The organism is Phytopseudomonas dryadis (assembly GCF_004327355.1).
Taxonomy (GTDB): Bacteria; Pseudomonadota; Gammaproteobacteria; order Pseudomonadales; family Pseudomonadaceae; genus Aquipseudomonas; species Aquipseudomonas dryadis.
The window spans coordinates 136,170-162,839 of sequence record NZ_QJUM01000007.1; the positions used below are offsets into that span (position 1 = coordinate 136,170).

Sequence of the window (26,670 nt, forward strand, 5' to 3'; positions counted from 1 at the left end):
TTGAGCGTAGCGATACCCGGGATTTGGGGCGCAACCGCTCCGCCATTGCCGATGGTTATTTGGTCGCCCTGAGCACCACGAACTTGGGTGTTGCCGCCACCTGCTCGACGCCGCGGAACAGGCGCCCAAGCTTGGCGTGGTAGCCGAGGTGGCGGTTGCCGACGATCCACAGCTCGCCGCCGGTGACCAGGGCCGCGCGGGCCTGCTGGAACATGCGCCAGGCGAGGAAGTCGCCGACCACCTGCTGCTGGTGGAAGGGCGGGTTGCACAGCACCAGATCCAGCGAGTCGGCAGCCTGCTCGGCCAGGCCATCGCCGGCGCGGATGGTGACCGGGCGCTCGCCGAGGGCGGCGCGCCAGTTCTCTGTGGCCGATTGCACGGCCATATAGGACTCGTCGACCAGAGTCAGCTCGGCCTTGGGGCTGCCCAGGGCGTAGGCAATGCCCAGCACACCATTGCCGCAACCGAGGTCGGCCACCCGGCGATCATCCAGATGGCGCGGCAGGTGAGGCAGAAAGGTGCGGGTGCCGATATCCAGCCCTTCGCGGCAGAACAGGTTGGCGTGGTTGCTCAGCTCGATGGCCGGCTCTTCCAGGTGGTAGCGAGTCGGGTAGGGCGACTTCGGCGTCGCTTTGGCTTCTGGCGTGGCGTACAGCAGGCGCGCCTTTTTCACCGCCAGCGAGGCCTGCACCGGGCCGACGTAGCGCTGCAGCAGGTCACCGGCCGCACGGGGCAGGTGCTTGATCATGCCGGCGGCGATCACCTGAGCGCCCGGGGCCAACTGACCATGCAGGCGGATCAGTTGTTCTTCCAGCAACGCCAGGGTCTTGGGGACGCGGATCAGCACGACGTCGAACGGCCTCGTGGCGCTTGCGCTGGCCGGCACGAAGCACACGGCGTCCGCCGCCAGGCCGTTGCGCGCCAGGTTCAGGCGCAGGGCCTGGTGGGCCAGGTGCGAGTCGCCGCTGCTGGTCACCTGCACATGGCTGGCGAGGGCGCAGGCCAGGGCGCCGAAGCTGTCGTTGAGCACCAGCACGCGGGTGCTGGCCGGCAGCCTTTGCCCGTGCAGGTGCTCGAGCAGGTAGGCGTCGGCGGCGTCGAAGGCCTGTAGCGGCATACCGGGCTGTTCCGGCTGGCGCAGCAGGTCCTGGGTGGCGAAGGGGGAAACGAATGACGGCATGCTGTTCTCATGCTGAGCGTGGCGGCGTGCATTCTGCCATGGCCCGGCCGGCATTGCTCCCCGCCCGCTGGATGGCACGCCGGGCGGTGGCGCGTCTACTCGCTGCGCAGTTCCTCCAGCAGCAAGCGGGCGGGGGCCGACAGCGGTGAGCCGTGGCGGCTGACCACGCCGTAGGGTTCGCTGCGCGACGCCAGTGGCAGGTCCAGGCGCGCCAGCTTGCCGAAGCGGGCTGCCGACTGCGCCACTTCGTGCGGCATCAGGGCGATCAGGCCGGGGTCTTCCTGCAGCAGCATCAGGGTGGCGAAAGTCGAGGCGGTCTCCAGCGGGTAGCGCGGAAACTCCAGGCCGGCCTGGCTGAATTCGCGCTCCAGCACCAGGCGCATCGGCATGTTCGCCGGATACACCACCCAGTTGTAGGGCGCCAGTTGCGCCAGGTTCAGCCCCTGGCTGCCGGCCAGCGGGTGATCCGGATTGGCCACCACCTGCAACTGTTCCTGATGCAGGCTCAGGCGGTCGTAGGCGTCCGGGCGCTGGTTGACGCTGGTGCGGCAGATGGCCAGATCCAGGCGGCCCTGGTCGATCAGGCCGAGCAGGCGGGCGCTGGTGTCTTCGACGATCTCCACCGACAGCTCCGGCTGTTTGCCGCGTAGGCGCGTCAGGCTGCGCATCAGCAGCGGCACCGCACCCATGATCACGCCCACCACCAGGCGCCCGCCCTGGCCCTGCAGGATACCGAGCATCTCCTCGCGCAGATGGGCCAGGTCACTGTGGATCAACCGGGCGTAGCGGATCGCGCAGCGGCCCAGGTCGTTGGCTTCCAGGCCCAGGCTGGTACGGCTGAACAGGCGCATGCCGAACGCCGATTCGATCTCGTTGAGGGCCTTGGTCGCCCCCGGCTGGCTGATCGAGACCTGTTCGGCGGCCTTGTGCAGCGAGCCCTGTTCGTCGAGGGCGATCAGCAGGCGCAGCTGTTTCAGGCGCAGGCGGGAAACCAGGGAGGGCAGCGATGCGAGCATGGGGAATAACCACGGGTTATTACGCGATCAGGGGTTGTCATTAGGCAGGCCGGCGCGCAGTTCGTAAAGTCCCGGCCAATCCCCTGGAACAAGAGAGATGATCATGCGGCTGATCCAGTTCGAAAGCGCGAAGGGCCAACGCCAGGTCGGCATCGTCGAAGGCGATGCCATCCACACCGTGCGTGCAGCCGGCAGCACCCGCGAGTTGGCGCTGGCGGCCATTCGTGCCGGGCGCAGCCTGCAGGACGAGGTGACGGCGCGCGGCAGCGAAACAGGGCCGGCCTACCGCGACCTGCAGGAAGCCGGACGCATCCTGCCGCCGCTGGATCATGAAGATCCGGCCCACTGCCTGATCACCGGCACCGGCCTGACCCACCTCGGCAGCGCCTCGACCCGCGACAAGATGCACCAGCAGAAGGCCCAGGACGACGCCACCCTGACCGACACCATGCGCATGTTCCGCTGGGGGCTGGAGGGCGGCAAACCGGGCGCTGGCAGGATCGGCGCGCAGCCGGAGTGGTTCTACAAGGGCGATGGCGGTATCGTCGTGCGTCCTGGCGCCGACCTGCCGGTGCCGGTATTCGCCGAGGATGGCGGTGAAGAGCCCGAACTGGTCGGCCTGTACGTCATCGGTGATGACGGCAAGCCTTACCGCCTCGGCTATGCCCTGGGCAACGAGTTCTCCGACCATGTGCTGGAGCGGCGCAGCTACCTGTACCTGGCGCACTCCAAGTTGCGCTTCTGCGCCTATGGCCCGGAGCTGCGCACAGGCCAGTTGCCGGCCCATCTGTCCGGCACCAGCCGCATTCGCCGGGGCGATCGAGTGCTGTGGGAGAAGGAGTTCCTCAGCGGCGAGGAAAACATGTGCCATAGCCTGGAGAACCTGGAGTTCCACCACTTCAAGTACCAGCAGTTCCTGCGCCCGGGCGATGTGCACGTGCATTACTTCGGTACCGCCACGCTGTCCTTCGCCGACGGCATCAAGGCCCAGCCCGGCGATACCTTCGAGATCGAGATGAACGAGTTCGGCGCGCCGTTGCGCAATGGCCTGGTCGCGGCCGACGAGCCGCTGCCACCGGGCAGCGTGCGCGTTCTGTAACACGAGCACTTCTACCTTCCTGTAGACGGGGCCTGTTGGCCCCGCCTGCGTTCTGACCAGGAGCACACCCCATGTCCAGTATCGGCCACAACATCATCGGCGGCGCGTTCAGCGCAGCCGGCTCCGTCGTTCACCAGAGCCATGACGCCAGCACCGGCGAAGCCCTGCCCTACGACTTCGTCCAGGCCACCCCTGAAGAAGTCGACGCTGCCGCCAAAGCCGCCGCAGCCGCTTACCCCGCTTACCGCAGCCTGCCGGCCGCCAGGCGCGCCGATTTCCTCGACGCCATCGCCGACCAGCTCGATGCCCTGGGTGATGAGTTCGTCGCCACCGTCTGCCGCGAAACCGCTCTGCCCAGCGCCCGTATCCAGGGCGAGCGGGGCCGCACCAGCGGCCAGATGCGCCTGTTCGCCAAGGTGCTGCGCCGTGGCGACTTCTTCGGCGCACGCATCGACCGCGCCCTGCCGGATCGCCAACCGCTGCCACGTCCGGATCTGCGTCAGTACCGCATCGGCCTCGGCCCGGTCGCCGTGTTCGGCGCCAGCAACTTCCCCCTGGCCTTCTCCACCGCCGGTGGCGATACCGCTTCCGCGCTGGCCGCCGGCTGCCCGGTGGTGTTCAAGGCCCACAGCGGCCATATGGCTACCGCCGCCTTCGTTGCCGAAGCCCTGCTGCGCGCCGCCGACCACACCGGTATGCCCAAGGGCGTGTTCAACCTGATCTACGGCAGTGGCGTCGGCGAGGCGCTGGTCAAGCACCCGGCGATCCAGGCCGTCGGCTTCACCGGTTCGCTGAAAGGCGGTCGCGCCCTGTGCGACATGGCCGCGGCGCGCCCGCAGCCGATTCCGGTATTCGCCGAGATGAGCAGCATCAACCCGGTCATCCTGCTGCCCGAAGCCATCAAGGCCCGTGGCGAGAAAATCGCCGGCGAGCTGGCTGGTTCGGTGGTCATGGGCTGTGGCCAGTTCTGTACCAACCCAGGCCTGGTGATCGGTGTCCGTTCGCCTGAGTTCAGCGCCTTCCTGGAAAGCTTCACCGCCAAGATGGCCGAGCAACAACCGCAAACCATGCTCAACACCGGCACCCTGAAGAGCTACGTGAAAGGCCTGGAAGCGCTCAACGCGCATGCCGGCATCACTCACCTGACCGGCGCCAGGCAGGAAGGCAACCAGGCTCGCCCGCAACTGTTCAAGGCCGACGTCAGCCTGCTGCTGAACGGCGACGAGTTGCTGCAGGAAGAAGTCTTCGGCCCGACCACCATCGTCGTCGAAGTGGCCGACAAGGCCGAGCTGCTGGCGGCCATCGATGGCCTGCACGGCCAGTTGACCGCCACCCTGATCAGCGAACCGGGCGACCTGGCCGGCGCCGGCGAGCTGTTCGCCCTGCTCGAGCAGAAGGTCGGCCGCGTGCTGTTCAACGGCTACCCGACCGGCGTGGAAGTCTGCGACGCCATGGTGCATGGTGGCCCGTACCCGGCGACCTCCGATGCCCGTGGCACCTCGGTCGGCACCCTGGCCATCGACCGCTTCCTGCGCCCGGTGTGCTACCAGAACTGCCCGGACGCGCTGCTGCCCGACGCCCTGAAGAACGCCAACCCGCTGGGCATCGCCCGCCTGGTGGATGGCGTCAGCAGCCGCGATGCGCTCTGAGGGGCAGCGGCAAGCTACAAGCCACAAGCGGCAAGTAAAAGCAGAAGGTAGCCCGGGTCGAGCGCAGCGACACCCGGGAGCTGGTGCCCTGGGTATCGCTGCGCTCCACCCAGGCTACGGTTCGCGTCAGCCACGGGCAGCCGTCTGTTCGGTGGATCGGTCTGGCCGCGTCTGCGCCAGCGACTCGCGCTTCACCTCGGCGGGATGGCCGCCGGGATTTCACTTCAGGTAGCCCGGGTCGAGCGCAGCGACACCCGGGAGCTGGCGCCCTGGGTATCGCTGCGCTCCACCCAGGCTACGGTTCGCGTCAGCCACGGGCAGCCGTCTGTTCGGTGGATCGGTCGGGCCGCGTGGCTGAGGGCGGACTCGCGCTTCGCCTCGGCGGGATGGCCGCAGGGATTTCACTTCAGGTAGCCCGGGTGGAGCGCAGCGACACCCGGGAGCTGGCGCCCTGGGTATCGCTGCGCTCCACCCAGGCTACGGTTCGCGTCAGCCACGGGCAGCCGTCTGTTCGGTGGATCGGTCGGCTGAGGGCGAATCGCGCTTCGCCTCGTCGGGATGGCCGCCGGGATTTCACTTCAGGTAGCCCGGGTCGAGCGCAGCGACACCCGGGAGATGGTGCCCTGGGTATCGCTGCGCTCCACCCAGGCTACGGTTCGCGTCAGCCACGGGCAGCCGTCTGTTCGGTGGATCGGTCGGCTGAGGGCGAATCGCGCTTCGCCTCGGCGGGATGGCCGCAGGGATTTCACTTCAGGTAGCCCGGGTCGAGCGTAGCGACACCCGGGAGATGGTGCCCTGGGTATCGCTGCGCTCCACCCAGGCTACGGTTCGCGTCAGCCACGGGCAGCCGTCTGTTCGGTGGATCGGTCGGGCCGCGTGGCTGAGGGCGGACTCGCGCTTCGCCTCGTCGGGATGGCCGCCGGGATTTCACTTCAGGTAGCCCGGGTCGAGCGCAGCGACACCCGGGAGATGGTGCCCTGGATATCGCTGCGCTCCACCCAGGCTACGGTTCGCGTCAGCCACGGGCTGGATGACGCGAAGCCTGTCCGCCGGCTGCACCGGCGCAGGCCATTCAGTTCATGCGGAAGATCTTGCCCGGGTTCATCAGGTTGTGCGGGTCCAGGGCGCGCTTGATCGAGCGCATCACTTCGATCGCCGGTTCGCCGTGCTCCTGCACCAGGTAGTCGATCTTGTGCAGGCCGATACCGTGTTCGCCGGTGCAGGTGCCGCCCACCGCCAGGGCGCGTTCGACGATGCGCCGGTTGAGGCGTTCGGCTTCCTCGCGTTCTTCGGCGCTGTTCGGGTCCAGCAGCAGGCAGACGTGGAAGTTGCCGTCGCCGACATGGCCGAAGATCGGTGCCGGGATGTTCGACTGGCGCACGTCCTCGTCGGTGGCCACCACGCAATCGGCCAGGCGCGACAGCGGCACGCAGACGTCGGTGGAGGAGGCGCGGCAGCCGGGTTTCAGCTGCAGGATGGCGAACAGCGCGTTGTGCCGGGCGCTCCACAGCCTGTTGCGGTCTTCCTGGGCGGTGGCCCACTGCAGGTCGCTGCCGCCGTTCTCCGCCACCAGCGCCTTGACCATGGCCACCTGCTCGGCGAGCCCGGCCTCGCTGCCGTGGAATTCGAAAAACAGGGTCGGTGCTTCACTCAGGCCCAGCTTGAAGTAGCTGTTCAGCGCCTGGGTGGTCAGGGTGTCGATCAGTTCGGCGCGGGCGATGGGGATGCCCAGCTGGATGGTCTGGATCACCGTCTGTACGGCGGCATGCACGCTGGGGAAGCTGCACACCGCGGCGCTCACCGCTTCCGGCTGCGGATGCAGCTTGAGGGTGATCTCGCTGATCACCCCAAGGGTGCCTTCGCTGCCGATGAACAGGCGCGCCAGGTCGTAGCCCGCGGCGGATTTCTTCGCCAGCGAACCGGTCTTGATCACCTCGCCATTGGCCAGGATCGCGGTCAGGCCCAGCACGTTCTCGCGCATGGTGCCGTAGCGCACGGCGTTGGTGCCCGAGGCGCGGGTGGCGCACATGCCACCGATGCTGGCGTCGGCGCCCGGATCGATGGGGAAGAACAGGCCCGAGGCGCGCAGGTATTCGTTGAGCGCCTTGCGGCTGATGCCCGGTTGCACGCTGATGCTCATGTCCTCGGGCTGGAAGGCCAGTACCTGATCCATCTGCGAGACATCCAGGCTGATACCGCCCTCGACCGCCAGCAGGTGGCCTTCCAGGGACGAGCCGCTGCCATAGGGGATCACCGGCACCCGGTGTTCGTGGCACAGGCGCAGTACGGCGACGATCTCCTCCTGGCTGCGGGCGAAGGCCACGGCGTCCGGCGCTACCGGGTCGTACAGCGATTCGTCGCGGCCATGCTGTTCGCGCACGGCCCGGGCGGTGCTGAAGCGTTCGCCGAGCAGTTGCGCAAGGGCCTCGAGCAGCGCGGCGGGCAGCGTGCGGGGAGGCGGGGTATGGGCATTCATGGCAGGCTCCTGGTTCCGGCTGGACGCTACAACGGCGTCAGCGCGTTGGTCACGGTGTGGAAGGCGAGGCGGGGGCAATCCATCCGTCATCTATCGCGACGGGGCGTCGCGCGATCATAGCATCGCGGCAGGCGTTCGCCAGGCACAGCCCCGGGCCGTTTTCCCTGAAAACTGCCGGTGTTTGCCGGCGCGGCTTTGCGCGACACTAGCGGTTCAGAACCGATGGAGCCGCGCATGAGCAGCGAAGACAAGTACACCCGCCAGACCCTGCTCGAGGTGCAGACCCTGACCCCGAGCCTGTTCACCCTGCGCACCACCCGTGATGCGGGTTTCCGTTTCCGCGCCGGACAGTTCGTCCGCCTCGGTGTGGAAAAGGCCGATGGCACGGTGGTCTGGCGCGCCTACTCGCTGGTCTCCGCGCCCCATGACGAGCACCTGGAGTTCTTCTCCATCGTGGTGCCGGGCGGCGAGTTCACCAGCGAGCTGAGCCGTCTGCGGGTGGGCGACAGCCTGTTGGTGGAAAAGGCCGCCACCGGTTACCTGACCCTGGATCGCTTCGTCGACGGCCGCGACCTCTGGCTGCTGGCCAGCGGCACCGGCGTCGCGCCGTTCCTGTCGATGCTGCAGGACTTCGACATCTGGCAACGCTTCGAGCGCATCGTCCTGGTATACAGCGCGCGCAGCGTCGCCGAGCTGGCCTATCAGCCGATGATCCACGGCTTCGCCGAGCTGGAGTACCTGGCCGAGTTCGCCCACAAGCTCACCTACCTGCCGGTGGTGACCCGCGAGCAGGCGCCGGGCTGCCTCAACGCGCGCATCACCGAGCTGCTCGACAGCGGTGAGCTGGAGCGTGCCGCCGGTCTCGCACTGGCGCCTGAGCATTCGCGGGTGATGATCTGCGGCAACCCGCAGATGATCGACGACATCCGCCAGCGTCTGAAGGTGCGCGGCATGAACCTGAGCCTGACGCGCCGGCCCGGCCAGGTGGCGGTGGAGAACTACTGGTAGGCGCTTTGGTAAAAACTGGTTACGAATGGCCGCTTAGCGCCATCGGGCAACTGGATTAGATTGACCGGCCGATATTGCCGTTCACGGATCCCATGGACAGTGACAGTTGTAGACCGCCCTCGCCACCCAGGCCGAGGGCGCTGAGCCACTCCGGCGACGCCACCCGGCGTTCGTCTTCCCGGCAGCCTGGCGCTGCATGCTTTTCCCCACCGCCATCCGCTTGCGCACGTGCTGTACTGCTGCGTCGCGCGTTTGGCCGTGTCCGTCTTCGCGTCGAGAGAGCACCGCACTAAATGGAATGGATCGCTGATCCCACGGCCTGGTTGGGCCTGCTGACCCTGATCGTCCTGGAAATCGTCCTGGGCATCGACAACCTGGTGTTCATCGCCATCCTCGCCGACAAGCTGCCGCCCGAGCAGCGTGACCGGGCGCGGGTCATCGGCCTGAGCCTGGCGCTGATCATGCGCCTGGGCCTGCTGGCCAGCATGGCCTGGCTGGTGACCCTGACCGATCCGCTTATCGAGGTATTCGACAAGACCTTCTCCGGGCGTGACCTGATCATGCTCTTCGGTGGCGTGTTCCTGTTGTTCAAGGCCACCATGGAACTGCATGAACGCCTCGAAGGCCGCGTACACCAGCATGGCGGCGCGCGCGCCTATGCCAGGTTCTGGCCGGTGGTGGCGCAGATCATCGTGCTCGACGCGGTGTTCTCCCTGGACGCGGTGATCACCGCCGTGGGCATGGTCGAGCACCTGGAAGTGATGATGATCGCGGTGATCGTTTCCATCGGTCTGATGATCGTCGCCAGCAAGCCGCTGACCGCCTTCGTCAACGCCCGGCCGACGGTGATCATGCTGTGCCTGGGCTTTCTGATGATGATCGGCTTCAGCCTCACCGCCGAAGGCCTGGGTTTCCACATTCCCAAAGGCTACCTGTACGCCGCCATCGGCTTTTCCATTCTCATCGAGCTGTTCAACCAGGTCGCCCGCTCGCGCCGCAAGCGCAGCCTGCAGGGCCAGCGCGGCCTGCGCGAGCGCACCGCCCACGCGGTGATGCGCATGCTCGGCGGCAAGGTGCAGGCCGACGAGGTCGGTGACGAGATCGCCGACATGCTCGAAGGCAGCGAGGGCGAAGTGGCGCTGTTCGACCGCCGTGAGCGGGTGATGATCAGCGGCGTGCTCAGCCTCGCCGAGCAGTCGATCCAGAAGGTCATGACCGACCGCATGGAGGTCGACCGCATCAACCTCGACGACTCGCCGGAGAAGATCCACCAGGCCCTGCTCGACTCGCCACACTCGCGTCTGCTGGTCTCGCGTGGCGACGCCGGCGACGAGCCGCTGGGCTACGTGCACAAGAAGGAGTTGTTCAAGGAACTGCTCAGGGGCGAGCAGCCGGCCATCGAAAGCCTGGTGCGCGCGCCGATCAACCTGCCGGACAGTTCCAGCGTGCTCGGCGCCCTGGAGCAGATGCGCCAGGCCTCCACCCACGTGGCCTTCGTGGTCAACGAGTTCGGCGGCTTCGAAGGTCTGCTGACCCTGACCGATATCCTCGAGGCGATCGCCGGCGAGCTGCCGGATGCCAGCGAGGTCGAAGGGCCGGACGTCGAGGAAGTGGAGAATGGTTTCCGCGTCAACGGTGCGGTGAACCTGGCGGTGCTGCGTGAGCGCCTGGGATTCGGCGCCAGGCCGACCGACGATTATCAGACCCTGGCCGGCCTGACCATGAGCCTGCTCGACCGCCTGCCGCTGATTGGCGATCGGGTCGACTACCTCGGCTGGCAACTGACGGTCATCGAGGTCAAGGAACGGCGCGTGGCGCGCTTGCTGCTCACGCGAGCGGCCGCCGGGTAAGGCCGTTCTCTGCAACGGCGCCCGCGGGCGCCGTTGCACATGAGCGTCATTCCTTGCGCTGCTGTTCCTTGAGCAGGTCGCGGATTTCGCCCAGCAGCACTTCCTCGGAGCTCGGCGCGGGTGGCGCCGAGGGTGCCACGGCTTCTTCGCGCTTGAGGCGGTTGATCGCCTTCACGCCCATGAAGATGGCGAAGGCGACGATGATGAAGTCGATCACCGTCTGGATGAACCTGCCGTAGGCCAGCACCACCGCCGGCAGGTCGCCTTCGGCGGCCTTGAGGGTGATCGCCAGGTCGGAGAAGTCCACTCCGCCGATCAGCAGACCGAGCGGCGGCATGATCACGTCGCCGACGAAGGACGAGACGATCTTGCCGAAGGCGGCGCCGATGATGATCCCCACGGCCATGTCGACGACATTGCCCTTGACGGCGAACGCCTTGAATTCATTGATGAAGCTCATGTGCAACCCCCATTGGTCTGATTCGTGCGGTGAAGTGTAAAGCACTCCCGGTCGTCTGCCATGCGTCCTTCTCATGGCCGCGCCAATTTTGTGACCCCGGGGCATGACAATTGTCCGGATTGATTTCCCTTCGGTCGCCCTGCCGATGCGCTCCGCCAGCGCGCGCGCCATGGCGGCGACGGATGGCCGTCCGCCGGCCCGGCGGCGTTGACGGGGGTCAAGGGACGCCGGATTGCAGCCGACTACAGTGGCCCGAGTTCACCTACCGGGAGCATGACCATGCATATCGATTACGCCACTCCGCCCGAACCACAACCGCGCCGCGATCCGCCCGAGGCCACGCTGGCCTACGCGTCGATCGACGCAGCGCGGGTATCGAGCGAGGGCGCGAACACGCCCCGGTTGCGGTCTTCCGCTCCGCTTGAGGAGTTGGCGCGGCAACCGCACGAGGCCGCTGGCGGTTGCTGTCACTGTGGCAATGACTGCTCGGGCCGATGACAGCCTGTCGGATCATTGCTGCCGGAGTCGTCGGGCTGGGGTCAATCCTTGAACATCCACACCAAGGGGAGTGACCCATGACCGCCGAGCATGATCTGCACAAGGAGTTTCGTCAGTTCGCCGATGAGCTGACCGAGCGCCGCAGGACGGACCCGGGTTTCGATGGCCTGGTCGGGCGCTATCAGAGCCTGGACAAGCGCATCGTCGAACTCGAGTCGGGTAACCAACCCTTCGATGATGAAACCCTGGGCCGCTTGCGTCGCGAGCGGGTCCTGCTCAAGGACAAGATCGTTCAGCAACTGGAAGAGGCCTGAGGGCGACGGGCTTGTGGCCGAGGCGTGATCCGCTGCGTTCGGATCATGCCAGCGGCTGTCCACGGCCGTTCCTGCGCTGCCGCACTGCCCTGTTGGCGTCAACCGCCCGGCGGGGCGTAGCAGCTTTGCGCAAGAACGAGCAATAACCATTGCCTATCGAGGCGCTGGCATTTTTCAATTTAGGTCCGGGTTCGGGTCCTCGTAGGCTTGATGGGCGCACGACGCGCTCATCTCTACAAAAAAGAGGACTCTTCCATGAAATCCCGGACTTCATGGGCACCCGCCCTTGGCCTGATGACGGCGGCGCTGTCCGCCTCGCTGTTTACCCTGTCCAGCTACGCCGCCCCCCTGACCCGTGACAATGGTGCGCCGGTCGGCGACAACCAGAATTCGCAGACCGCCGGCAGCACCGGCCCGGCCCTGTTGCAGGACGTGCAACTGATCCAGAAGCTGCAACGCTTCGACCGCGAGCGCATTCCCGAGCGCGTGGTGCACGCACGCGGCACGGGGGCCCATGGCGAATTCAAGGCCAGCGCCGACATTTCCGACCTGACCCGCGCCAAGGTCTTCACCCCCGGTACCACCACGCCGGTGTTCGTGCGCTTCTCCAGCGTGGTGCACGGCAACCATTCGCCGGAAACCCTGCGTGATCCGCGCGGCTTCGCCACCAAGTTCTACACCAGCGAAGGCAACTGGGATCTGGTCGGCAACAACTTCCCCACCTTCTTCATCCGCGACGCCATCAAGTTCCCGGACATGGTGCACGCCTTCAAACCCGACCCGAACACCAACTACGGCAGCGACCGCACCCTGTTCGACTTCTTCAGCCATGTGCCGGAAGCCACCCGCACCCTGACCCAGCTGTTCTCCAACGAAGGGACGCCAGCCAGCTACCGGCACATGGACGGCAACGGCGTGCACGCCTACAAGCTGGTCAACGACAAGAACGAGTACCGCTACGTCAAGTTCCAGTGGCGCAGCCTGCAGGGCACCAAGAACCATGACCCGAAACAGGCCGAACAGGTCCAGGGCAAGGACTTCAACCACATGAGCCGCGACCTGATCACCGCGATCAACGCCGGCGACTATCCGAAGTGGGACCTGTACATCCAGGTGCTGGAGCCGGCCGACCTGGCCAAGTACGACTTCGATCCGCTGGACGCCACCAAGATCTGGCCGGACGTGCCCTTCAAGAAGATCGGCCAGATGGTGCTGAACAAGAACCCGGACAACGTCTTCCAGGAGACCGAGCAGGTCGCCCTGGCGCCGGCCAACCTGGTGCCGGGTATCGAGCCGTCCGAGGATCGCCTGCTGCAAGGCCGCCTGTTCTCCTACGCCGACACGCAGATGTACCGCCTGGGCGTCAACCATGCCTTCCTGCCGATCAACCAGGCCAAGGTCGCGGTCAACAACGGCAACCAGGATGGCGCGGCGAACATCGGCCACACCACCACCGAGGTGAACTACGAGCCCAGCCGCATCAACCCGCGTCCGGCCACCGAGCATGCGCGCTACAGCAACCTGCCGCTGAGCGGCAGCACCGAGCAGAAGAAGATCCAGCGCGAGCAGAACTTCAAGCAGGCCGGTGATCTGTATCGCTCCTACGACAAGAAGATGCAGGGCGACCTGATCGCCAGCCTGGGCGGTGCCCTGGCCGGCGCCGAAGACGAGAGCAAGCACATCATGCTGTCGTTCTTCTACAAGGCCGATGCCCAGTATGGCGAGGGCCTGACCAAAGTGGCCAAGGGCGACCTGGCCCGGGTCAAGTCGCTGGCCGCCGAGCTGCAGGACTGATTCACCGGGTACCGCGATGCCGCTTTTCCCGGGCATCGCGGCTACTGTGCAAGCGGGAACGGCCAGTGGCCGTTCGGGAGGTTCCCATGCTACGTACGATATGTTTCGCGCTGGCGCTGACCGGCGCCGTACCGCTGCTGGCCGACACGCCGCCGGCCAGCGATGCCGAAGGCATCCAGGCGCAACTGCGCGATTACTATTTCCAGGCGGCGCGCGCGGGCGATAGCGCCATGCTCGACGAATTCATCCAGGCCGGCTACGACCTCGGCACCGCCGACGACAAGGGCTACACCGCCCTGATCCTCGCCGCCTACCACGGTCACCGCGAGGCGGTGGAGCGCCTGCTGGCCGCCGGCGCCGATGCCTGCGCCCAGGACAAGCGCGGCAATACCGCCCTGATGGGCGCCATCTTCAAGGGCGAGTTGCGCATCGCCAAGCGCCTGCTCGACGCCGGCTGCAACCCCGACCAGCGCAATGGCAGCGGCCAGACCGCGGCCATGTACGCGGCGCTGTTCCAGCGCAAGGACGTGCTCGACGCCCTGGCGGACAAAGGCGCCGACCTGAGCGCCGAGGATGCCTTCGGCAACAACGCGCAGCGCCTTGCCCGGGGCGATATCCGCACGCGTTGGCAGCAGGGCCAGCCCTGACCGGCGTCGCGCCCGCCGAGCGGGGTTGACCCGGATCAACGGCAGGGCCGCCCCGGGCGGTTAGGCTGCAGGCTGATTCCCACCAGGAGCGCTGCCATGCACGTCGACCACCATCCGCTGATCCATGACTTCCCCCAGTGGCGCGCCCAACTGCACCACCTGCGCCAGGAAGACGCCGGCTTCGCCCACCAGGCCGAGGAATACGAAGCCCTGGACAAGCGCATCTGCCGTATCGAGGACGGCATCGAACGGCTCGACGATGCGGCCCTGGGCCAGCTCAAGTCGCAGCGCCTGGCGCTGAAGGACGACCTGGCCCGCCGCCTCAAGCGCGAAGCCGGCCAGTGCTGCGGATGCGGCAACGCCTGCCGCGGCTGAGCCGCCCCATGACGGTCAAGCTCCGTTCGCCGGACGCCGATGCCGGCCAGCCGCGCGCCGACTGGCGGCAGTTGCGCCGCTGCGCGCCGGCATTCGCCCGCCTGACCGGCGAGTATGAACGGCTGAACGAGCGCATCTTCCGTGAGGAGGGCGCCGAGGGGGTGGAGCGCTCGCCGCTCCGCCGGCAACGTGCGCGACTGGAAAACGCCATCGCGCTGCAGTTGCAGCGTTGCAAGGGGACGTGTGACGACGGCTGCCGAGGCTTGCCCGGCTACTGAGTGGCCGCGCCGATGGTCGGCGCGCCCGGCTTGGCGTTTCGGCGGCTGCCGGCGCTGTACGAGGCTGTAAATATATCCAGCCATTTCGTATCATCCGGGCTTCGTTCGCACAGGAGTCCTCCCCCATGGCCAAGGCCAAGCGCATGTATGGCTGCACCGAGTGCGGCGCGACCTTCCCGAAATGGGCGGGGCAGTGCGCTGAATGCGGCGCCTGGAACACCTTGGTGGAAACCGTGCTGGAGGCCAGCGCCAGCACACCCGGCGGGCGCACCGGCTGGGCGGGGCAGCAGGCGCAACTGAAGACCCTGGCCGAAGTCAGCGTCGAGGAAATGCCGCGTTTCTCCACGGCCTCGGCCGAGCTGGACCGGGTACTCGGCGGCGGCCTGGTGGACGGCTCCGTGGTGCTGATCGGCGGCGATCCCGGTATCGGCAAGTCGACCATCCTGCTGCAGACCCTGTGCAATATCGCCCAGCGTTTTCCCGCGCTCTACGTCACCGGCGAGGAGTCCCAGCAGCAGGTGGCCATGCGCGCGCGCCGGCTGGGCCTGCCGGAAGACAAGCTCAAGGTGATGACCGAGACCTGCATCGAAAGCATCATCGCCACCGCCCGCCTGGAAAAACCCAAGGTCATGGTGATCGACTCGATCCAGACCATCTTCACCGAGCAGTTGCAGTCGGCCCCCGGCGGGGTGGCCCAGGTGCGCGAGAGTGCGGCCTTGCTGGTGCGTTTCGCCAAGCAGAGCGGCACGGCGATCTTCCTGGTCGGCCACGTCACCAAGGAAGGCGCCCTGGCCGGCCCGCGGGTGCTGGAGCACATGGTCGACACCGTGCTGTATTTCGAGGGCGACCCGGACGGCCGCCTGCGCCTGCTGCGGGCGGTGAAGAACCGCTTTGGCGCGATCAACGAGCTGGGCGTGTTCGGTATGACCGACAAGGGCCTGAAGGAGGTGACCAACCCCTCGGCGATCTTCCTCACCCGCGCCCAGGAGGAAGTGCCGGGCAGCATCGTCATGGCCACCTGGGAGGGCACCCGGCCGATGCTGGTGGAGGTGCAGGCGCTGGTCGACACCAGCCACATGGCCAACCCGCGGCGGGTCACCCTGGGGCTCGATCAGAACCGCCTGGCCATGCTGCTGGCGGTGCTGCACCGTCATGGCGGCATTCCCACCTACGACCAGGACGTGTTCCTCAACGTGGTCGGTGGGGTCAAGGTGCTGGAAACGGCATCGGACCTGGCGCTGATGGCGGCCGTCATCTCCAGCCTGCGCAACCGGCCGCTGCCCCACGATCTGCTGGTGTTCGGCGAGGTCGGCCTATCCGGAGAGATCCGTCCGGTGCCCAGCGGTCAGGAGCGCCTGAAGGAAGCGGCCAAGCATGGCTTCAAGCGCGCCATCGTGCCCCGTGGCAACGCGCCCAAGGAGGCGCCGCCCGGGCTGCAAGTGGTGGCCGTGACCCGTCTCGAACAGGCGCTGGATGCGCTGTTCGAGTGAGGCCGCGCGCCGGCTCAGTGGATCAGGCAGGCCGCGTCCGCCTGCCGGCGGCGTTGCAGGCGCTGACTGACGCGGGCCAGCCAGGCGACGTAGAGCGCTGGCCGAGTCACACTCTGGCGGGGCGAATGGAAACCGGCTGTCTTGGCGATAGGGGCGGTGATCATGACGGTACCTCCGTGCGGCATTGCCGTTCTGGGTTCGTCTCTATCCTGCGACTGGCCCTTCCCGGCGAACTTGACCGAGGTCAATGATCGCCGGGCGCTGGCCGCGACAGGACGCCGCATGGCCAATGCCGATTTTGTAGGAGCCCCGACCTCGGCGCGATAGGGTTGTGTCCATTCAGCGGCATCTACGGCGCAGCCACCAATCGCCGCGGGGTCGCGGCTCCTACAGGGCCACGGCAAACCGCCGTTTTGCGGACCCAATGCTTGACTGACTGGCATTGGCCGCATCAATTGCCGCTGCGCCGTCGGCGCCAGAGCACGACACCCGCGAGCAGCAGCACGGGGATGGCCGCCAGCAGGTACTTGTACGGCCGCAGTGCCTGGCGCACGGCCTGTTGGCGCTGTTGCCAGAGCAGCGCGCGGGCACCGTCGAAGTTCGCCTCGGGGCAGTCGTAACCGAAGTGCCGGGCCCAGGGGACGTAGGGGCCCTGTTCCACATAGCGCCGGTAATAGCCGCGGGCGATATCCGGCGCGCGCTCCAGCGTCCAGCCCGTGGCCAGGCACAGCGAGACGGCGAAGGCCTGGCTGCGCGGCGGCAGATGGTCGGCGGCGCGGCTGGCCAGATCCGCCGCCACGTAGCGGTAGTGGAAGCGCCGGTCGGGGTTGGCGGCGCTGGCATTCTGCCGTTCGGCCTCGGCTGCACTCAGTAGCCCCGCCGGCTGTAGCCGAGCCTCACGGCGAGTGGCGAAGTAGAAGCTGCCGCCGAACCAGACGTTGTCCGGGTCCAGCTCGTACCCCATCAGATCCAGGCCTTCGCGAGCGACGATGGCCGCACGGTAGTACCCCTCGGCCTTGCCGATGTCCGTCCAGGCGGATTCGGCCTGGTCCAGGGCCGTCTGGTACTGCCGGGCCTGGTCGCGCAGTTCGTCACGGTTGAAATAAGCGATGGCCTGCTCGCTGCGACCTTCGCGCACCAGGCGCCGGGCCAGCAGTTCACGCATGCGGTTGGCTACCGGTTGCCGCCAGTCCTCGGCCGGTTGGTCTTCGGCCGCGATATGGGCGTCGACATAGCCCTTCAGCTCGTCGACGCTGAGCACCCGCTCGGCCACCAGGGCGGCGTCCATCCAGTAGAGCTCGCCACCGCGGTACAGCTGTTCGAAGGCGTCCAGGTAGTCGCCACGCTCCAGGGCCAGGATGGCCATTTCGCCACCGATGCGGCAGCCCGGTTGCACCGTTTCGTAGGTGCCGCCCTCGGTCATGCGCAAGCCCCAGCTTTCTTCCCGGGGAAAGGCCTTGGCGGCTGCGGCATAGGCCTGCAGGGCCGCCGGCTTGTCGCCGCGTTGCAGGGCCAGCTTGGCCCGCAGCCACCAGGCCAGGCCGCTGTCGCCGGCCTGTTCGAGGAAGCGCCGGGCATTGCCGTAGTCGCCGCGCTGGTAGCTGAGCGCGGCCAGGCGGTCGGCGTTCTCCAGGGCGGCTACGGGCAGCTTCTGCAACTGTTCGATCAGCGCCTGGGTCGCCTCGGACAGCGGGTCGAAGCTGTCCAGGCGGCTGAACAGCTGGGCGGTCAGCAGGCGCTGGACTGGCGGCTGGTCGAGCAGGGTGGCCAGGCGTTCCGGCGGCAGGGCCATCAGCGCGCGCGCCACCTGGCGCAGCGAGCTGGTGCCCGTCGCCGAGCCATGGCGCGACTGGCTGGCATACAGGTGGATGGCGCCGGCCCAGTCGTCCCGCAGCAGGGCCAGGCGGGCTTCTTCGCCGAGGCTGGCGATGCCCAGTTCGAGCGGGTCGCTGAAGCCCTCGATGTGCAGGTCGCGGGCCTGCCGATAGGCCTCGGCGGCGCGCTGCAGCAGAGCCAGGCGGGCGTCCTCGTCGGTGTCCTGCGCCTGGCGTGCCAGGCTGCGGCCCAGCGAGTAGGCGGCCCAGGTGCTGCGCAGGGCGCGCTGCTCGGCGGGCAGGGCCAGCACGCGACGGAAATAGTCGCTGGCGCGCGCGTCGTCACCCCGGGCGAAGGCCACCGCTCCCGCCGTATACAGACGCAGTTCGGCGGGGAGATCGCGGCCTTGCGCCTCGACCTGGGCCGGATCGTCCAGCGTGCGCAGGGTGGCGATGCGCTGCGCCTGGGCGGTGGGCATTTGCTCGCGCTCGGCCTGGTCGCGGGCCGAGGTGTAGGCATCGTCGTCATACCAGTAGTTGCTGAGGGTGCCCGCGCCGGCCTGGCCCAACTGCTCGATGGCCGTCCCCAGGCGGCTGACCTCGAAATTGAAATTGCCCTCCGGCAGCTCGCTCAGGGCGTTGGCCCGGTCGTCCAGCAGGCGATAGGGAAAGTCCGGGCCGCAGGCCTGGGCGGCGAGTGGCAGCAGCGTGGCGAGGGCGAAGGCCAGGCGCCAGTCAGTCTTGTGCATGGGCAAGCGTACCTTGATCGAGGTGGCGGCAGCGGGCCCAGCCCAGGGGCCGGGAGTGTCCGGCGGCGAGGGGCGCGCTGCGTTGACGGGTGAAGACCAGAGCATCGGCCGTGCGCTGCAGGCGATAGGGCGGCAGGGCATCGGCGGCGTCGCAGGCGCCGGCCGCTATTTCGAGGCGCGCCGGCAGTTCGGCCTCCAGGGTGCCGTTGTTGTCGACGAACAGCTGCTGGACAGCGTCCCGGGTGTCGACGCGCAGCTCTACCCTGGCCTGCAGCGGCTGGCCATCGATGACGGCGAGCAGGGTCGGCATGGGCCAGGCCCGGCGGTCGCCGGGCAGTGGCAGGCGAAACCAGACGATGCCGGCCAGGTGCCGCAGAGCGTCGCCACGCAGGCCGTCGATCAGGCCGGCCACCGCCTGTGGCTCGGCGCGCAGTTCGTGGCGCGCGCCGGCGTGCGGCAGCGTCACTTCGCTTTCCACCAGGGGCAGGCCGTCAGGGCTGTCGAGCAGGGCGACGCCATAGGCCGGCAGGGCGAGGAAGAAGGGCGTCGGGCTGCGTTCGGCATAGCGCCTGGCCCAGCGCCGCGCCTGGCCGGCATCGAACAGGCCGGCGCGCGGGTCGCTGACCGCGTGTACCTGCAGCACCGAGCTGTCGACGCTGGCCAGCAGGGCATCCAGGTGAGGGCTGTCGAGCCAGGCGGGCAGGGCGGTGATGCTCAGGCGGATATCCTGCGGCAGGCGTTCGCGCAGGGCTTGCAGCCAGTGCACGTAGCCCGGCAGGCGGGCCGTGGCGCAGTCATGGTCGATCTCCAGGCCGACCGGCTGCAGGCCGGCGCTGCGCCAGTCGGCCAGCAGGCTGTCGATGCGGGCGCCGATTTCGGCCTGATCCAGTTGCGGCAACTGGCCGTCCAGGCGCACCACGGCGATCACCGGCCGACCATCGCGGATCAGCAGCGGCAGATCCGGGTAGGCACGCGCCCAGCCGCCCTGGGGATGGCCTTGCAGGGCCAGCACCCGCAGGGTGGACATATGCGTCCGGGTTCGGGCCAGCGCCTCGGCATGGCTTGGCTGCCACTGGCGCTGCCAGATGTACACCTGCTGTTCCAGCGGTTCCGATGAGGGTACCGAACAGGCGCTCGACAGGAGCGCCAGCAATAGCGGGCCGAGGTAGGTAATGGGGCGGGGCATGCCGGTTTTCGTCGCGTATCAGGGGAAGCCGTGATGATGGCATACGATACGCTGCGCCGAGCGACATGGGGCGACGTTGCGCAGAAACGCAGGAAAAAAGCTGGGATTGGGGACATGCCGATCAGATAAGGTTTTTGCAGGGGCAGGGGGCCTACGGAAGAGCGGAAAACCGCCGCCCGCGTAGGCGCGTCGACCTCGGCGCGATGCGCTGCTGGCTATCGCACGACGCGGGTCATGGCCACCCCTCGCCGCGCTGGCGCGGCTCCCGCAGGGCCAGGGCAAACCGCCGTTTTGCGGGCCCAATGCCTGATTAGGGATTGGGGCGTCATCCGCCCCGTGTCGTCGAACGAAGCCGAGCACGCCGCTCGCTGCGGCTCAGGTATCGTCCTCGCACAGTGCGGCCAGTTCACGTTCCAGCAACTGCTCGTCGCCCAGGTTCAGTTCCACCAGGCGGCGCAGGTGGCTCATGGAGTCGAGGTCGATGTGCTGGCAGAGAAAGCCCAGCACCTTGGCTTCGCTGTGAACCAGCTCCACCTGCATGACCACGCGCAAGGTGTCGGTGAGGGTAATACGGGCTTCGAAGGTCTGGCCCGTTGTGCCATCCCAGTCCTTGGGGCGCCTGATCAGCAAGCCCTTGAACGAAATATCGTGAAGCTCGACCGGCCAGATCCTCTCGGCCTGGACAATTTCGGTGGGTGCATCGAAGGCGATGCGCTGGAAGCGCCGACGTTCGTTGGCTATGTCGTTCATGCAAAAACTCCTGGAAGGTGCACTCACTATAGCCAAGGTGAGCATGAAGCGTGTGGCGGCGGCACCGCGCGGTCGAGCGGAAGTGCCATCCGCCGCGCAATGGCCGCGCTGGCGGCCTGCCGATGGCCGCGCGTTTTGGGTGGAACGCACGGTGCTCGTTCGTCGTCTGTGCATAGGATACCGGGCGTGGCGACCCGCTCGACCGCTCTGTTACGGCGCTGATGGCGATCCGCGGGGACTAGTGATTTCCCGTCCGGCGTCTAAGCTGATCTGGCTGTTCGTGCGTTTTCCCTTCGGAGTGCATCTATGAGCAATAACAATAGCGTTGTCCGGCACCTGCCCTGGGTGGTGCTGGCGATTCTGGGCGCCTGCGCCCTGGGGGTCGTGGCGTTGCGCCGCGGCGAGGCCATCAATGCCTTGTGGATCGTGGTGGCGTCCGTCGCCCTCTACCTGGTCGCCTACCGTTACTACAGCCTGTTCATCGCCACCCGGGTGATGCAGCTCGACCCGTCGCGCGCCACCCCCGCCGTGCTCAACAACGACGGCCTGGACTATGTGCCGACCAACAAGCACATCCTCTTCGGCCACCACTTCGCCGCCATCGCCGGCGCCGGCCCGCTGGTGGGCCCGGTGCTTGCCGCGCAGATGGGCTACCTGCCCGGCACGCTGTGGCTGATCGCCGGCGTGGTACTGGCCGGCGCGGTACAGGATTTCATGGTGCTGTTCATCTCCACGCGCCGCAACGGCCGTTCCCTGGGCGAGCTGGTACGCGAGGAAATGGGCCAGATCCCCGGCACCATCGCCCTGTTCGGCGCCTTCCTGATCATGATCATCATCCTCGCGGTGCTCTCGCTGATCGTGGTCAAGGCGCTGGCCGAAAGCCCCTGGGGCATGTTCACGGTGATGGCGACCATCCCCATCGCCATGTTCATGGGCATCTACATGCGCTATATCCGGCCCGGGCGCATCGGTGAGATTTCCCTGGTTGGCGTGTTTCTGCTGCTCGGTTCCATCTGGCTCGGCGGGGTGATCGCCGCCGACCCGGTGTGGGGCCCGGCCTTCACCTTCACCGGCGTGCAGATCACCTGGATGCTGATCGGCTACGGCTTCGTCGCCGCGGTATTGCCGGTGTGGCTGATCCTGGCGCCACGCGACTATCTGTCGACCTTCCTCAAGATCGGCACTATCATCGCCCTGGCCGTCGGCATCCTGGTGGTCATGCCCGAGCTGAAAATGCCGGCGCTGACCCAGTTCACCGACGGTACCGGCCCGGTGTGGAAGGGCACGCTGTTCCCCTTCCTGTTCATCACCATCGCCTGTGGCGCGGTCTCGGGCTTCCACGCCCTGATCAGCTCGGGCACCACGCCCAAGCTGCTGGCCAACGAGTCCCATGCCCGCTACATCGGCTACGGCGGCATGCTGATGGAGTCCTTCGTGGCGATCATGGCCATGGTCGCCGCCTCGGTGATCGAGCCGGGCGTGTACTTCGCCATGAACAGCCCGGCGGCGGTGGTCGGTTCGGATGTCGCCGCGGTCGCCGCCACGGTCAGTAGCTGGGGCTTCGCCATCACGCCCGACGAGCTGGAGGCGGTGGCCCGCGACATCGGCGAGCACACCATCCTGGCGCGTGCCGGTGGCGCGCCGACCCTGGCCGTGGGCATCGCGCAGATCCTCCACAGCGTGCTGCCGGGCGAGAACACCATGGCCTTCTGGTACCACTTCGCGATCCTCTTCGAGGCGCTGTTCATCCTCACTGCGGTGGACGCCGGTACCCGGGCCGGGCGCTTCATGCTGCAGGATCTGCTGGGTAACTTCGTGCCGTCGCTGAAGCGTACCGAGTCCTGGTTCGCCAACGTCATCGCCACCGCCGGCTGCGTGGCGCTGTGGGGCTGGCTGCTGTACCAGGGGGTGATCGATCCGCTGGGCGGCATCAACACCCTGTGGCCGCTGTTCGGCATCTCCAACCAGATGCTCGCCGGTATCGCCCTGATGCTCGGTACCGTGGTGCTGATCAAGATGAAGCGGCAGCGTTATGTCTGGGTGACGCTGATCCCGGCCACCTGGCTGCTGATCTGCACCACCACCGCCGGCCTGATCAAGCTGCTCGACCCGAACCCGGCAGTCGGCTTCCTGTCCCTGGCCAGGAAGTACCAGGATGCCCTGGACGCCGGCCAGATCCTGGCGCCGGCCAAGGACATCGGCCAGATGCAGCACGTGATCTTCAACGCCTACACCAACGCCACCCTGACGGTGCTGTTCCTGTTCGTGGTGCTCAGTGTGCTGTTCTATGCCGTCAAGGTCGGCCGCGGTGCCTGGCAGATCGGCAAACGCACGGATCAGGAGGCCGTCTATCAGGCCATTCCCGCCGACGCGCCGGAGGTGGCCCGTGTTCAATGATCTCAGCCGTATGGGCAAGTACCTCGGTCAAGCCGCACGGATGCTGGTGGGCATGCCCGACTACGACACCTATGTCGAACACATGGCCAGCAAGCACCCGGACAAACCGGTGATGAGCTACGAAGCCTTCTTCCGCGAGCGCCAGGAAGCGCGTTATGGTGGCGGCAAGGGGCGGCCGATTCGTTGCTGCTAGTCAAGATGAGAAAAGCGGCTGGAGGCTGTAAGGCTGGACGAAAAAACTGGTTGCCCCAGTCTAATGCCAGTTAGTTAAGCGCTTGGCCCGCAAAACGACGGTTTGCCCTGGCCCTGTAGGAGCCGCGACCCCGCGGCGATTGGTGGCCGTGACACGATTTGTGCGATGGCCACGATTGCATCGCGCCGAGGTCGACGCTCCTACGCGCGGGGGATCGCTTTTCTGTAGGCCTCCCTGTTCCTATAGAAACCTTATCTGATCGGCATTAGCCGTCCCAGCCTCTTTTTCGTCCAGCCTCAAGCGCTCTTTTCGACTTTCGAGGGTTACCGTGTCTGAATCCACCTTTGCCATCCCCATCGCCGTCACCGTGCTCAGCGGCTTCCTCGGTGCCGGCAAGACCACGCTGTTGCGCCATCTGCTCAAGGCCGAGCATGGCCTGAAGATCGCCGTGATCGAGAACGAGTTCAGCGAGACGCCGATCGACGGCCAGTTGCTCGGCAGCGAGCCGGTGCAGGTGATGACCCTGGCCAACGGCTGCGTGTGCTGCTCCATCCATGTCGAACTGGAGAAAGCCCTGTACCTGCTGCTGGAGAAACTGGACAGCGGCGAGCTGGTCTTCGATCGCCTGGTGATCGAGTGCACCGGTCTGGCCGATCCGGCACCGGTGGCGCAGACCTTCTTCGCCGGCGACGAGCTGTGCGAGCGCTATGTGCTCGACGGCATCATCACCCTGGTGGATGCGGCCAATGCCGAGCGCCATCTGCAGGAGACCATCGCCCAGGCCCAGATCGGTTTCGCCGACCGCATCCTGCTGAGCAAGACCGACCTGGTCGATGAGGCCAGCCGTGAGGCGCTGACCCAGCGCCTGCAACGGATCAACCGGCGGGCGCCGATCCGCATGGTCGAGCATGGCCGTATCGACCTGGCCGAACTGCTCGACGTGCGCGGTTTCAACCTCAATGCCGACATGGCGCCGGCCCTGAGCCTGCGCCCGGTGTTGCCCGGCAATGGCATCGACCGCATCGCTACCCTGGTGCTGAAAAGCGAGCGGGCGCTGGATATCGACAAGCTCAGCGCCTTCATGGAAGGGTTGCTGGAGGAGCATGGCAATTCGCTGCTGCGCTACAAGGGTGTGCTGAATATCGCCGGCGAACCGCGGCGCATGGTGTTCCAGGGGGTGCTGCGCCTGTATGGCTTCGACTGGGACAGCGAATGGGCGGCGGATGAAAGGCGCGAGAGCGTGATGGTCTTTATCGGCGACAGCCTGCCCGAGGATGACATTCGCCGGGGCTTCGCCCAGGTAGCGGGCTGACCTTCGCCACGCGAGCCCGGATCATGGGGTGTGGCGTCTTGCTCCTTGGCAGGAGTCAGAGGGTTCAGCGGTAGGAGCCCCGCCCCCGGGGCGAAGCGGTTACGGCCATCTGGCCACCAATCGCCGCGGGGACACGGCTCCTACACGGGCGTGGTGCTTATCCCACGCGGCCTGCAATGCTTTGCTTGAAGCTTGAGGCTTTCTTCCACGTGCTTTTCGGCAGATGAAAAAAATGCCGGTCAGCTTGGCACTGACCGGCATTCTTGTTGTTCCCTGCAACCTTACTCGTCGAGGAAGGAGCGCAGGTGTTCGCTACGGGTCGGGTGACGCAGCTTGCGCAATGCCTTGGCTTCGATCTGACGGATACGCTCACGGGTGACATCGAACTGCTTGCCCACTTCCTCGAGGGTGTGGTCGGTGTTCATGTCGATACCGAAACGCATGCGCAGCACCTTGGCTTCGCGGGCGGTGAGGCCGGCGAGGACTTCGCGGGTGGCTTCCTTGAGGCTTTCCACGGTCGCCACGTCGATCGGCGATTGCATGGTGGAGTCCTCGATGAAGTCACCCAGGTGCGAGTCTTCGTCGTCGCCGATCGGGGTTTCCATGGAGATCGGCTCTTTGGCGATCTTCAATACCTTGCGGATCTTGTCCTCGGGCATTTCCATGCGTTCGCCCAGCTCTTCCGGCGTGGGCTCGCGGCCCATTTCCTGGAGCATCTGCCGGGAGATGCGGTTGAGCTTGTTGATCGTCTCGATCATGTGCACCGGAATACGGATGGTGCGTGCCTGGTCGGCGATCGAGCGGGTGATCGCCTGACGGATCCACCAGGTGGCATAGGTCGAGAACTTGTAGCCGCGACGGTATTCGAACTTGTCCACCGCCTTCATCAGGCCGATGTTGCCTTCCTGAATCAGATCGAGGAACTGCAGGCCGCGGTTGGTGTACTTCTTGGCGATCGAGATCACCAGACGCAGGTTGGCCTCGACCATCTCCTTCTTCGCGCGGCGGGCTTTCGCCTCACCGATCGACATGCGACGGTTGATGTCCTTGATCTCGGCCAGGGTCAGGTCGCTCTCGGTCTGCAGGGCGATCAGCTTCTGCTGGCAGCGCTGAATGTCAGCCTGCAGGTTGCCGATGGCTTCCGCATACTTGGATTTGCCCTTGGCCAGGCTGGCGGCCCAGTCCAGATCCACTTCATTACCCGGGAACAGGCGCAGGAAGTCGGCGCGCGGCATGCGTGCATCACGTACGCACAGCTGCATGATGGCGCGTTCCTGACCACGCAGGCGATCCAGCGCTTCGCGCACGCGCACCACCAGGGCGTCGTACTGCTTGGGCACCAGCTTGATCGGCATGAACAGCTCGGCGAGGGCCTTGAGTTCCGCGATGGCCTGCTTGCTGCTGCGGCCATGCTTCTTCAGCGCCTTCTTGGCGATTTCCAGCTGATCGGAGACCGCGGTGAAGCGGCGCAGGGCCTCTTCCGGATCCGGGCCGCCATCGCCTTCTTCTTCCTCGTCGTCGCTGTCGCCGTCTTCTTCCTCATCGTCCTTGTCGTCGGCGGCGGCACCGTCCGCGGCGGGCACGGGGGCGGCCGCTTCGGCGGGCACGCTGCCGTCGTCGGGGTCGATGTAGCCACTGAGTACCTCGACCAGACGGCCGCCCTCGGTGGTGACACGGGTGTATTCGGCGAGGATGCTGTCGACGGTGCCGGGGAAGTGGGCGATCGCGCTCATGACTTCGCGAATGCCTTCCTCGATCCGCTTGGCGATTTCGATCTCGCCTTCGCGGGTCAGCAGCTCCACGGTACCCATTTCACGCATGTACATGCGCACCGGGTCGGTGGTGCGGCCGATATCGGTCTCAACGGCCGCGAGCGCGGCCGCAGCTTCTTCGGCGGCGGCTTCGTCGGTGTCGGCTTCGGCCAACAACAGGGCGTCCGCATCCGGAGCACTCTCGAATACGTTGATCCCCATGTCGTTGATCATGCGGATGATGTCTTCCACCTGTTCCGGGTCGGATATATCCTCCGGCAGGTGGTCATTGACCTCCGCGTAAGTCAGGTAACCCTGCTCACGACCACGGCTGATCAATTCTTTCAAACGAGATTGCTGTTGCGCTTTTCCGGACATAACACC

The 26,670-nt window shown here is 66.7% G+C and carries 23 protein-coding genes; 14 read left to right on the forward strand and 9 right to left on the reverse strand.

What is annotated here, in order from left to right; genetic code table 11:
- Positions 1 to 55: 55 nt before the first annotated feature.
- Entirely contained in the window at positions 56 to 1,180 is a 1,125-nt protein-coding gene (locus tag DNK34_RS08095; protein ID WP_131173242.1) for a methyltransferase, read from the reverse strand.
- A gap of 95 nt (positions 1,181 to 1,275) precedes the next feature.
- Positions 1,276 to 2,196, reverse strand: a complete 921-nt coding sequence (locus DNK34_RS08100; RefSeq protein WP_131173241.1) for a LysR family transcriptional regulator — start codon at positions 2,194 to 2,196, stop codon at positions 1,276 to 1,278.
- Positions 2,197 to 2,299: 103 nt separating this feature from the next.
- On the opposite strand from DNK34_RS08100, the gene araD1 reads away from it, so the two are divergent.
- Together araD1 and DNK34_RS08110 are read left to right on the forward strand one after the other, a co-directional pair.
- Positions 2,300 to 3,295 (forward strand): AraD1 family protein, encoded by a 996-nt coding sequence (araD1, locus tag DNK34_RS08105; protein ID WP_131173403.1) that lies wholly within the window; start codon positions 2,300 to 2,302, stop codon positions 3,293 to 3,295.
- 71 nt (positions 3,296 to 3,366) lie between these two features.
- The gene (locus DNK34_RS08110) at positions 3,367 to 4,944 is read left to right on the forward strand and encodes an aldehyde dehydrogenase (NADP(+)) (RefSeq protein ID WP_131173240.1); all 1,578 of its coding nucleotides are present in this window, start codon (positions 3,367 to 3,369) and stop codon (positions 4,942 to 4,944) included.
- A 1,072-nt stretch (positions 4,945 to 6,016) separates the two neighbouring features.
- Here DNK34_RS08110 and DNK34_RS08115 read toward each other — a convergent pair.
- Positions 6,017 to 7,420 carry an FAD-binding oxidoreductase gene (locus tag DNK34_RS08115; RefSeq protein ID WP_131173239.1) on the reverse strand — a complete coding sequence of 468 codons (1,404 nt, stop codon included), beginning with the start codon at positions 7,418 to 7,420 and terminating at the stop codon, positions 6,017 to 6,019.
- A gap of 234 nt (positions 7,421 to 7,654) precedes the next feature.
- On the opposite strand from DNK34_RS08115, the gene DNK34_RS08120 reads away from it, so the two are divergent.
- Both DNK34_RS08120 and DNK34_RS08125 read left to right on the forward strand, forming a co-directional pair.
- On the forward strand, positions 7,655 to 8,428 hold the full coding sequence (locus DNK34_RS08120; RefSeq protein WP_131173238.1) for a ferredoxin--NADP reductase: 774 nt from the start codon (positions 7,655 to 7,657) through the stop codon (positions 8,426 to 8,428).
- A gap of 293 nt (positions 8,429 to 8,721) precedes the next feature.
- Positions 8,722 to 10,278 (forward strand): TerC family protein, encoded by a 1,557-nt coding sequence (locus DNK34_RS08125; protein WP_131173237.1) that lies wholly within the window; start codon positions 8,722 to 8,724, stop codon positions 10,276 to 10,278.
- A gap of 46 nt (positions 10,279 to 10,324) precedes the next feature.
- Here DNK34_RS08125 and mscL read toward each other — a convergent pair whose 3' ends face one another.
- Positions 10,325 to 10,738: a large-conductance mechanosensitive channel protein MscL gene (mscL, locus tag DNK34_RS08130; protein ID WP_131173236.1), complete on the reverse strand. Its 414-nt coding sequence runs from the start codon at positions 10,736 to 10,738 to the stop codon at positions 10,325 to 10,327.
- 279 nt (positions 10,739 to 11,017) lie between these two features.
- Between mscL and DNK34_RS08135 the strand changes: the two genes are divergently transcribed.
- The 7 genes from DNK34_RS08135 (at position 11,018) to radA (ending at position 16,134) form a co-directional block, all read left to right on the forward strand.
- Complete coding sequence (locus DNK34_RS08135) at positions 11,018 to 11,236, forward strand: hypothetical protein (RefSeq protein WP_131173235.1); 219 nt, start codon at positions 11,018 to 11,020, stop codon at positions 11,234 to 11,236.
- A 77-nt stretch (positions 11,237 to 11,313) separates the two neighbouring features.
- Positions 11,314 to 11,550, forward strand: coding sequence for an HP1242/YdcH family protein (locus tag DNK34_RS08140; protein ID WP_131173234.1), 237 nt, complete (start codon positions 11,314 to 11,316; stop codon positions 11,548 to 11,550).
- Positions 11,551 to 11,844: 294 nt separating this feature from the next.
- On the forward strand, positions 11,845 to 13,344 hold the full coding sequence (locus DNK34_RS08145; protein ID WP_207401572.1) for a catalase: 1,500 nt from the start codon (positions 11,845 to 11,847) through the stop codon (positions 13,342 to 13,344).
- 86 nt (positions 13,345 to 13,430) lie between these two features.
- A complete protein-coding gene (locus DNK34_RS08150) occupies positions 13,431 to 13,991 on the forward strand; it encodes an ankyrin repeat domain-containing protein (RefSeq protein ID WP_131173232.1) in 561 nt (186 codons plus the stop codon).
- 96 nt (positions 13,992 to 14,087) lie between these two features.
- A complete protein-coding gene (locus DNK34_RS08155; protein ID WP_131173231.1) occupies positions 14,088 to 14,366 on the forward strand; it encodes an HP1242/YdcH family protein in 279 nt (92 codons plus the stop codon).
- An 8-nt stretch (positions 14,367 to 14,374) separates the two neighbouring features.
- Positions 14,375 to 14,644, forward strand: a complete 270-nt coding sequence (locus DNK34_RS08160) for a hypothetical protein (protein ID WP_131173230.1) — start codon at positions 14,375 to 14,377, stop codon at positions 14,642 to 14,644.
- 125 nt (positions 14,645 to 14,769) lie between these two features.
- The gene (gene radA / locus DNK34_RS08165) at positions 14,770 to 16,134 is read left to right on the forward strand and encodes a DNA repair protein RadA (RefSeq protein WP_131173229.1); all 1,365 of its coding nucleotides are present in this window, start codon (positions 14,770 to 14,772) and stop codon (positions 16,132 to 16,134) included.
- Positions 16,135 to 16,148: 14 nt separating this feature from the next.
- Here the strand turns inward: radA and DNK34_RS25405 are convergent, their stop codons facing one another.
- From DNK34_RS25405 to DNK34_RS08180, 4 genes are all read right to left on the reverse strand, one after another.
- The gene (locus tag DNK34_RS25405) at positions 16,149 to 16,298 is read right to left on the reverse strand and encodes a hypothetical protein (protein ID WP_165497277.1); all 150 of its coding nucleotides are present in this window, start codon (positions 16,296 to 16,298) and stop codon (positions 16,149 to 16,151) included.
- Between the two features lie 287 nt (positions 16,299 to 16,585).
- On the reverse strand, positions 16,586 to 18,697 hold the full coding sequence (locus DNK34_RS08170; protein ID WP_131173228.1) for a hypothetical protein: 2,112 nt from the start codon (positions 18,695 to 18,697) through the stop codon (positions 16,586 to 16,588).
- On the reverse strand, positions 18,684 to 19,883 hold the full coding sequence (locus DNK34_RS08175) for a DUF3142 domain-containing protein (RefSeq protein ID WP_131173227.1): 1,200 nt from the start codon (positions 19,881 to 19,883) through the stop codon (positions 18,684 to 18,686). Before DNK34_RS08175 ends, DNK34_RS08170 begins: the two co-directional genes overlap by 14 nt.
- 375 nt (positions 19,884 to 20,258) lie before the next feature.
- Positions 20,259 to 20,633, reverse strand: a complete 375-nt coding sequence (locus DNK34_RS08180; protein WP_131173226.1) for a PilZ domain-containing protein — start codon at positions 20,631 to 20,633, stop codon at positions 20,259 to 20,261.
- Positions 20,634 to 20,939: 306 nt separating this feature from the next.
- Here DNK34_RS08180 and DNK34_RS08185 point away from each other — a divergent pair, with 306 nt between their 5' ends.
- From DNK34_RS08185 to yjiA, 3 genes are all read left to right on the forward strand, one after another.
- On the forward strand, positions 20,940 to 23,030 hold the full coding sequence (locus tag DNK34_RS08185; RefSeq protein WP_131173225.1) for a carbon starvation CstA family protein: 2,091 nt from the start codon (positions 20,940 to 20,942) through the stop codon (positions 23,028 to 23,030).
- Complete coding sequence (locus DNK34_RS08190; RefSeq protein WP_131173224.1) at positions 23,020 to 23,223, forward strand: YbdD/YjiX family protein; 204 nt, start codon at positions 23,020 to 23,022, stop codon at positions 23,221 to 23,223. Before DNK34_RS08185 ends, DNK34_RS08190 begins: the two co-directional genes overlap by 11 nt.
- A gap of 328 nt (positions 23,224 to 23,551) precedes the next feature.
- Positions 23,552 to 24,535, forward strand: a complete 984-nt coding sequence (yjiA, locus tag DNK34_RS08195; RefSeq protein WP_131173223.1) for a GTPase — start codon at positions 23,552 to 23,554, stop codon at positions 24,533 to 24,535.
- Between the two features lie 281 nt (positions 24,536 to 24,816).
- On the opposite strand, the gene rpoD is transcribed toward yjiA, so the two are convergent.
- A complete protein-coding gene (rpoD, locus tag DNK34_RS08200; RefSeq protein WP_131173222.1) occupies positions 24,817 to 26,664 on the reverse strand; it encodes an RNA polymerase sigma factor RpoD in 1,848 nt (615 codons plus the stop codon).
- Between the last annotated feature and the right edge of the window lie 6 nt (positions 26,665 to 26,670).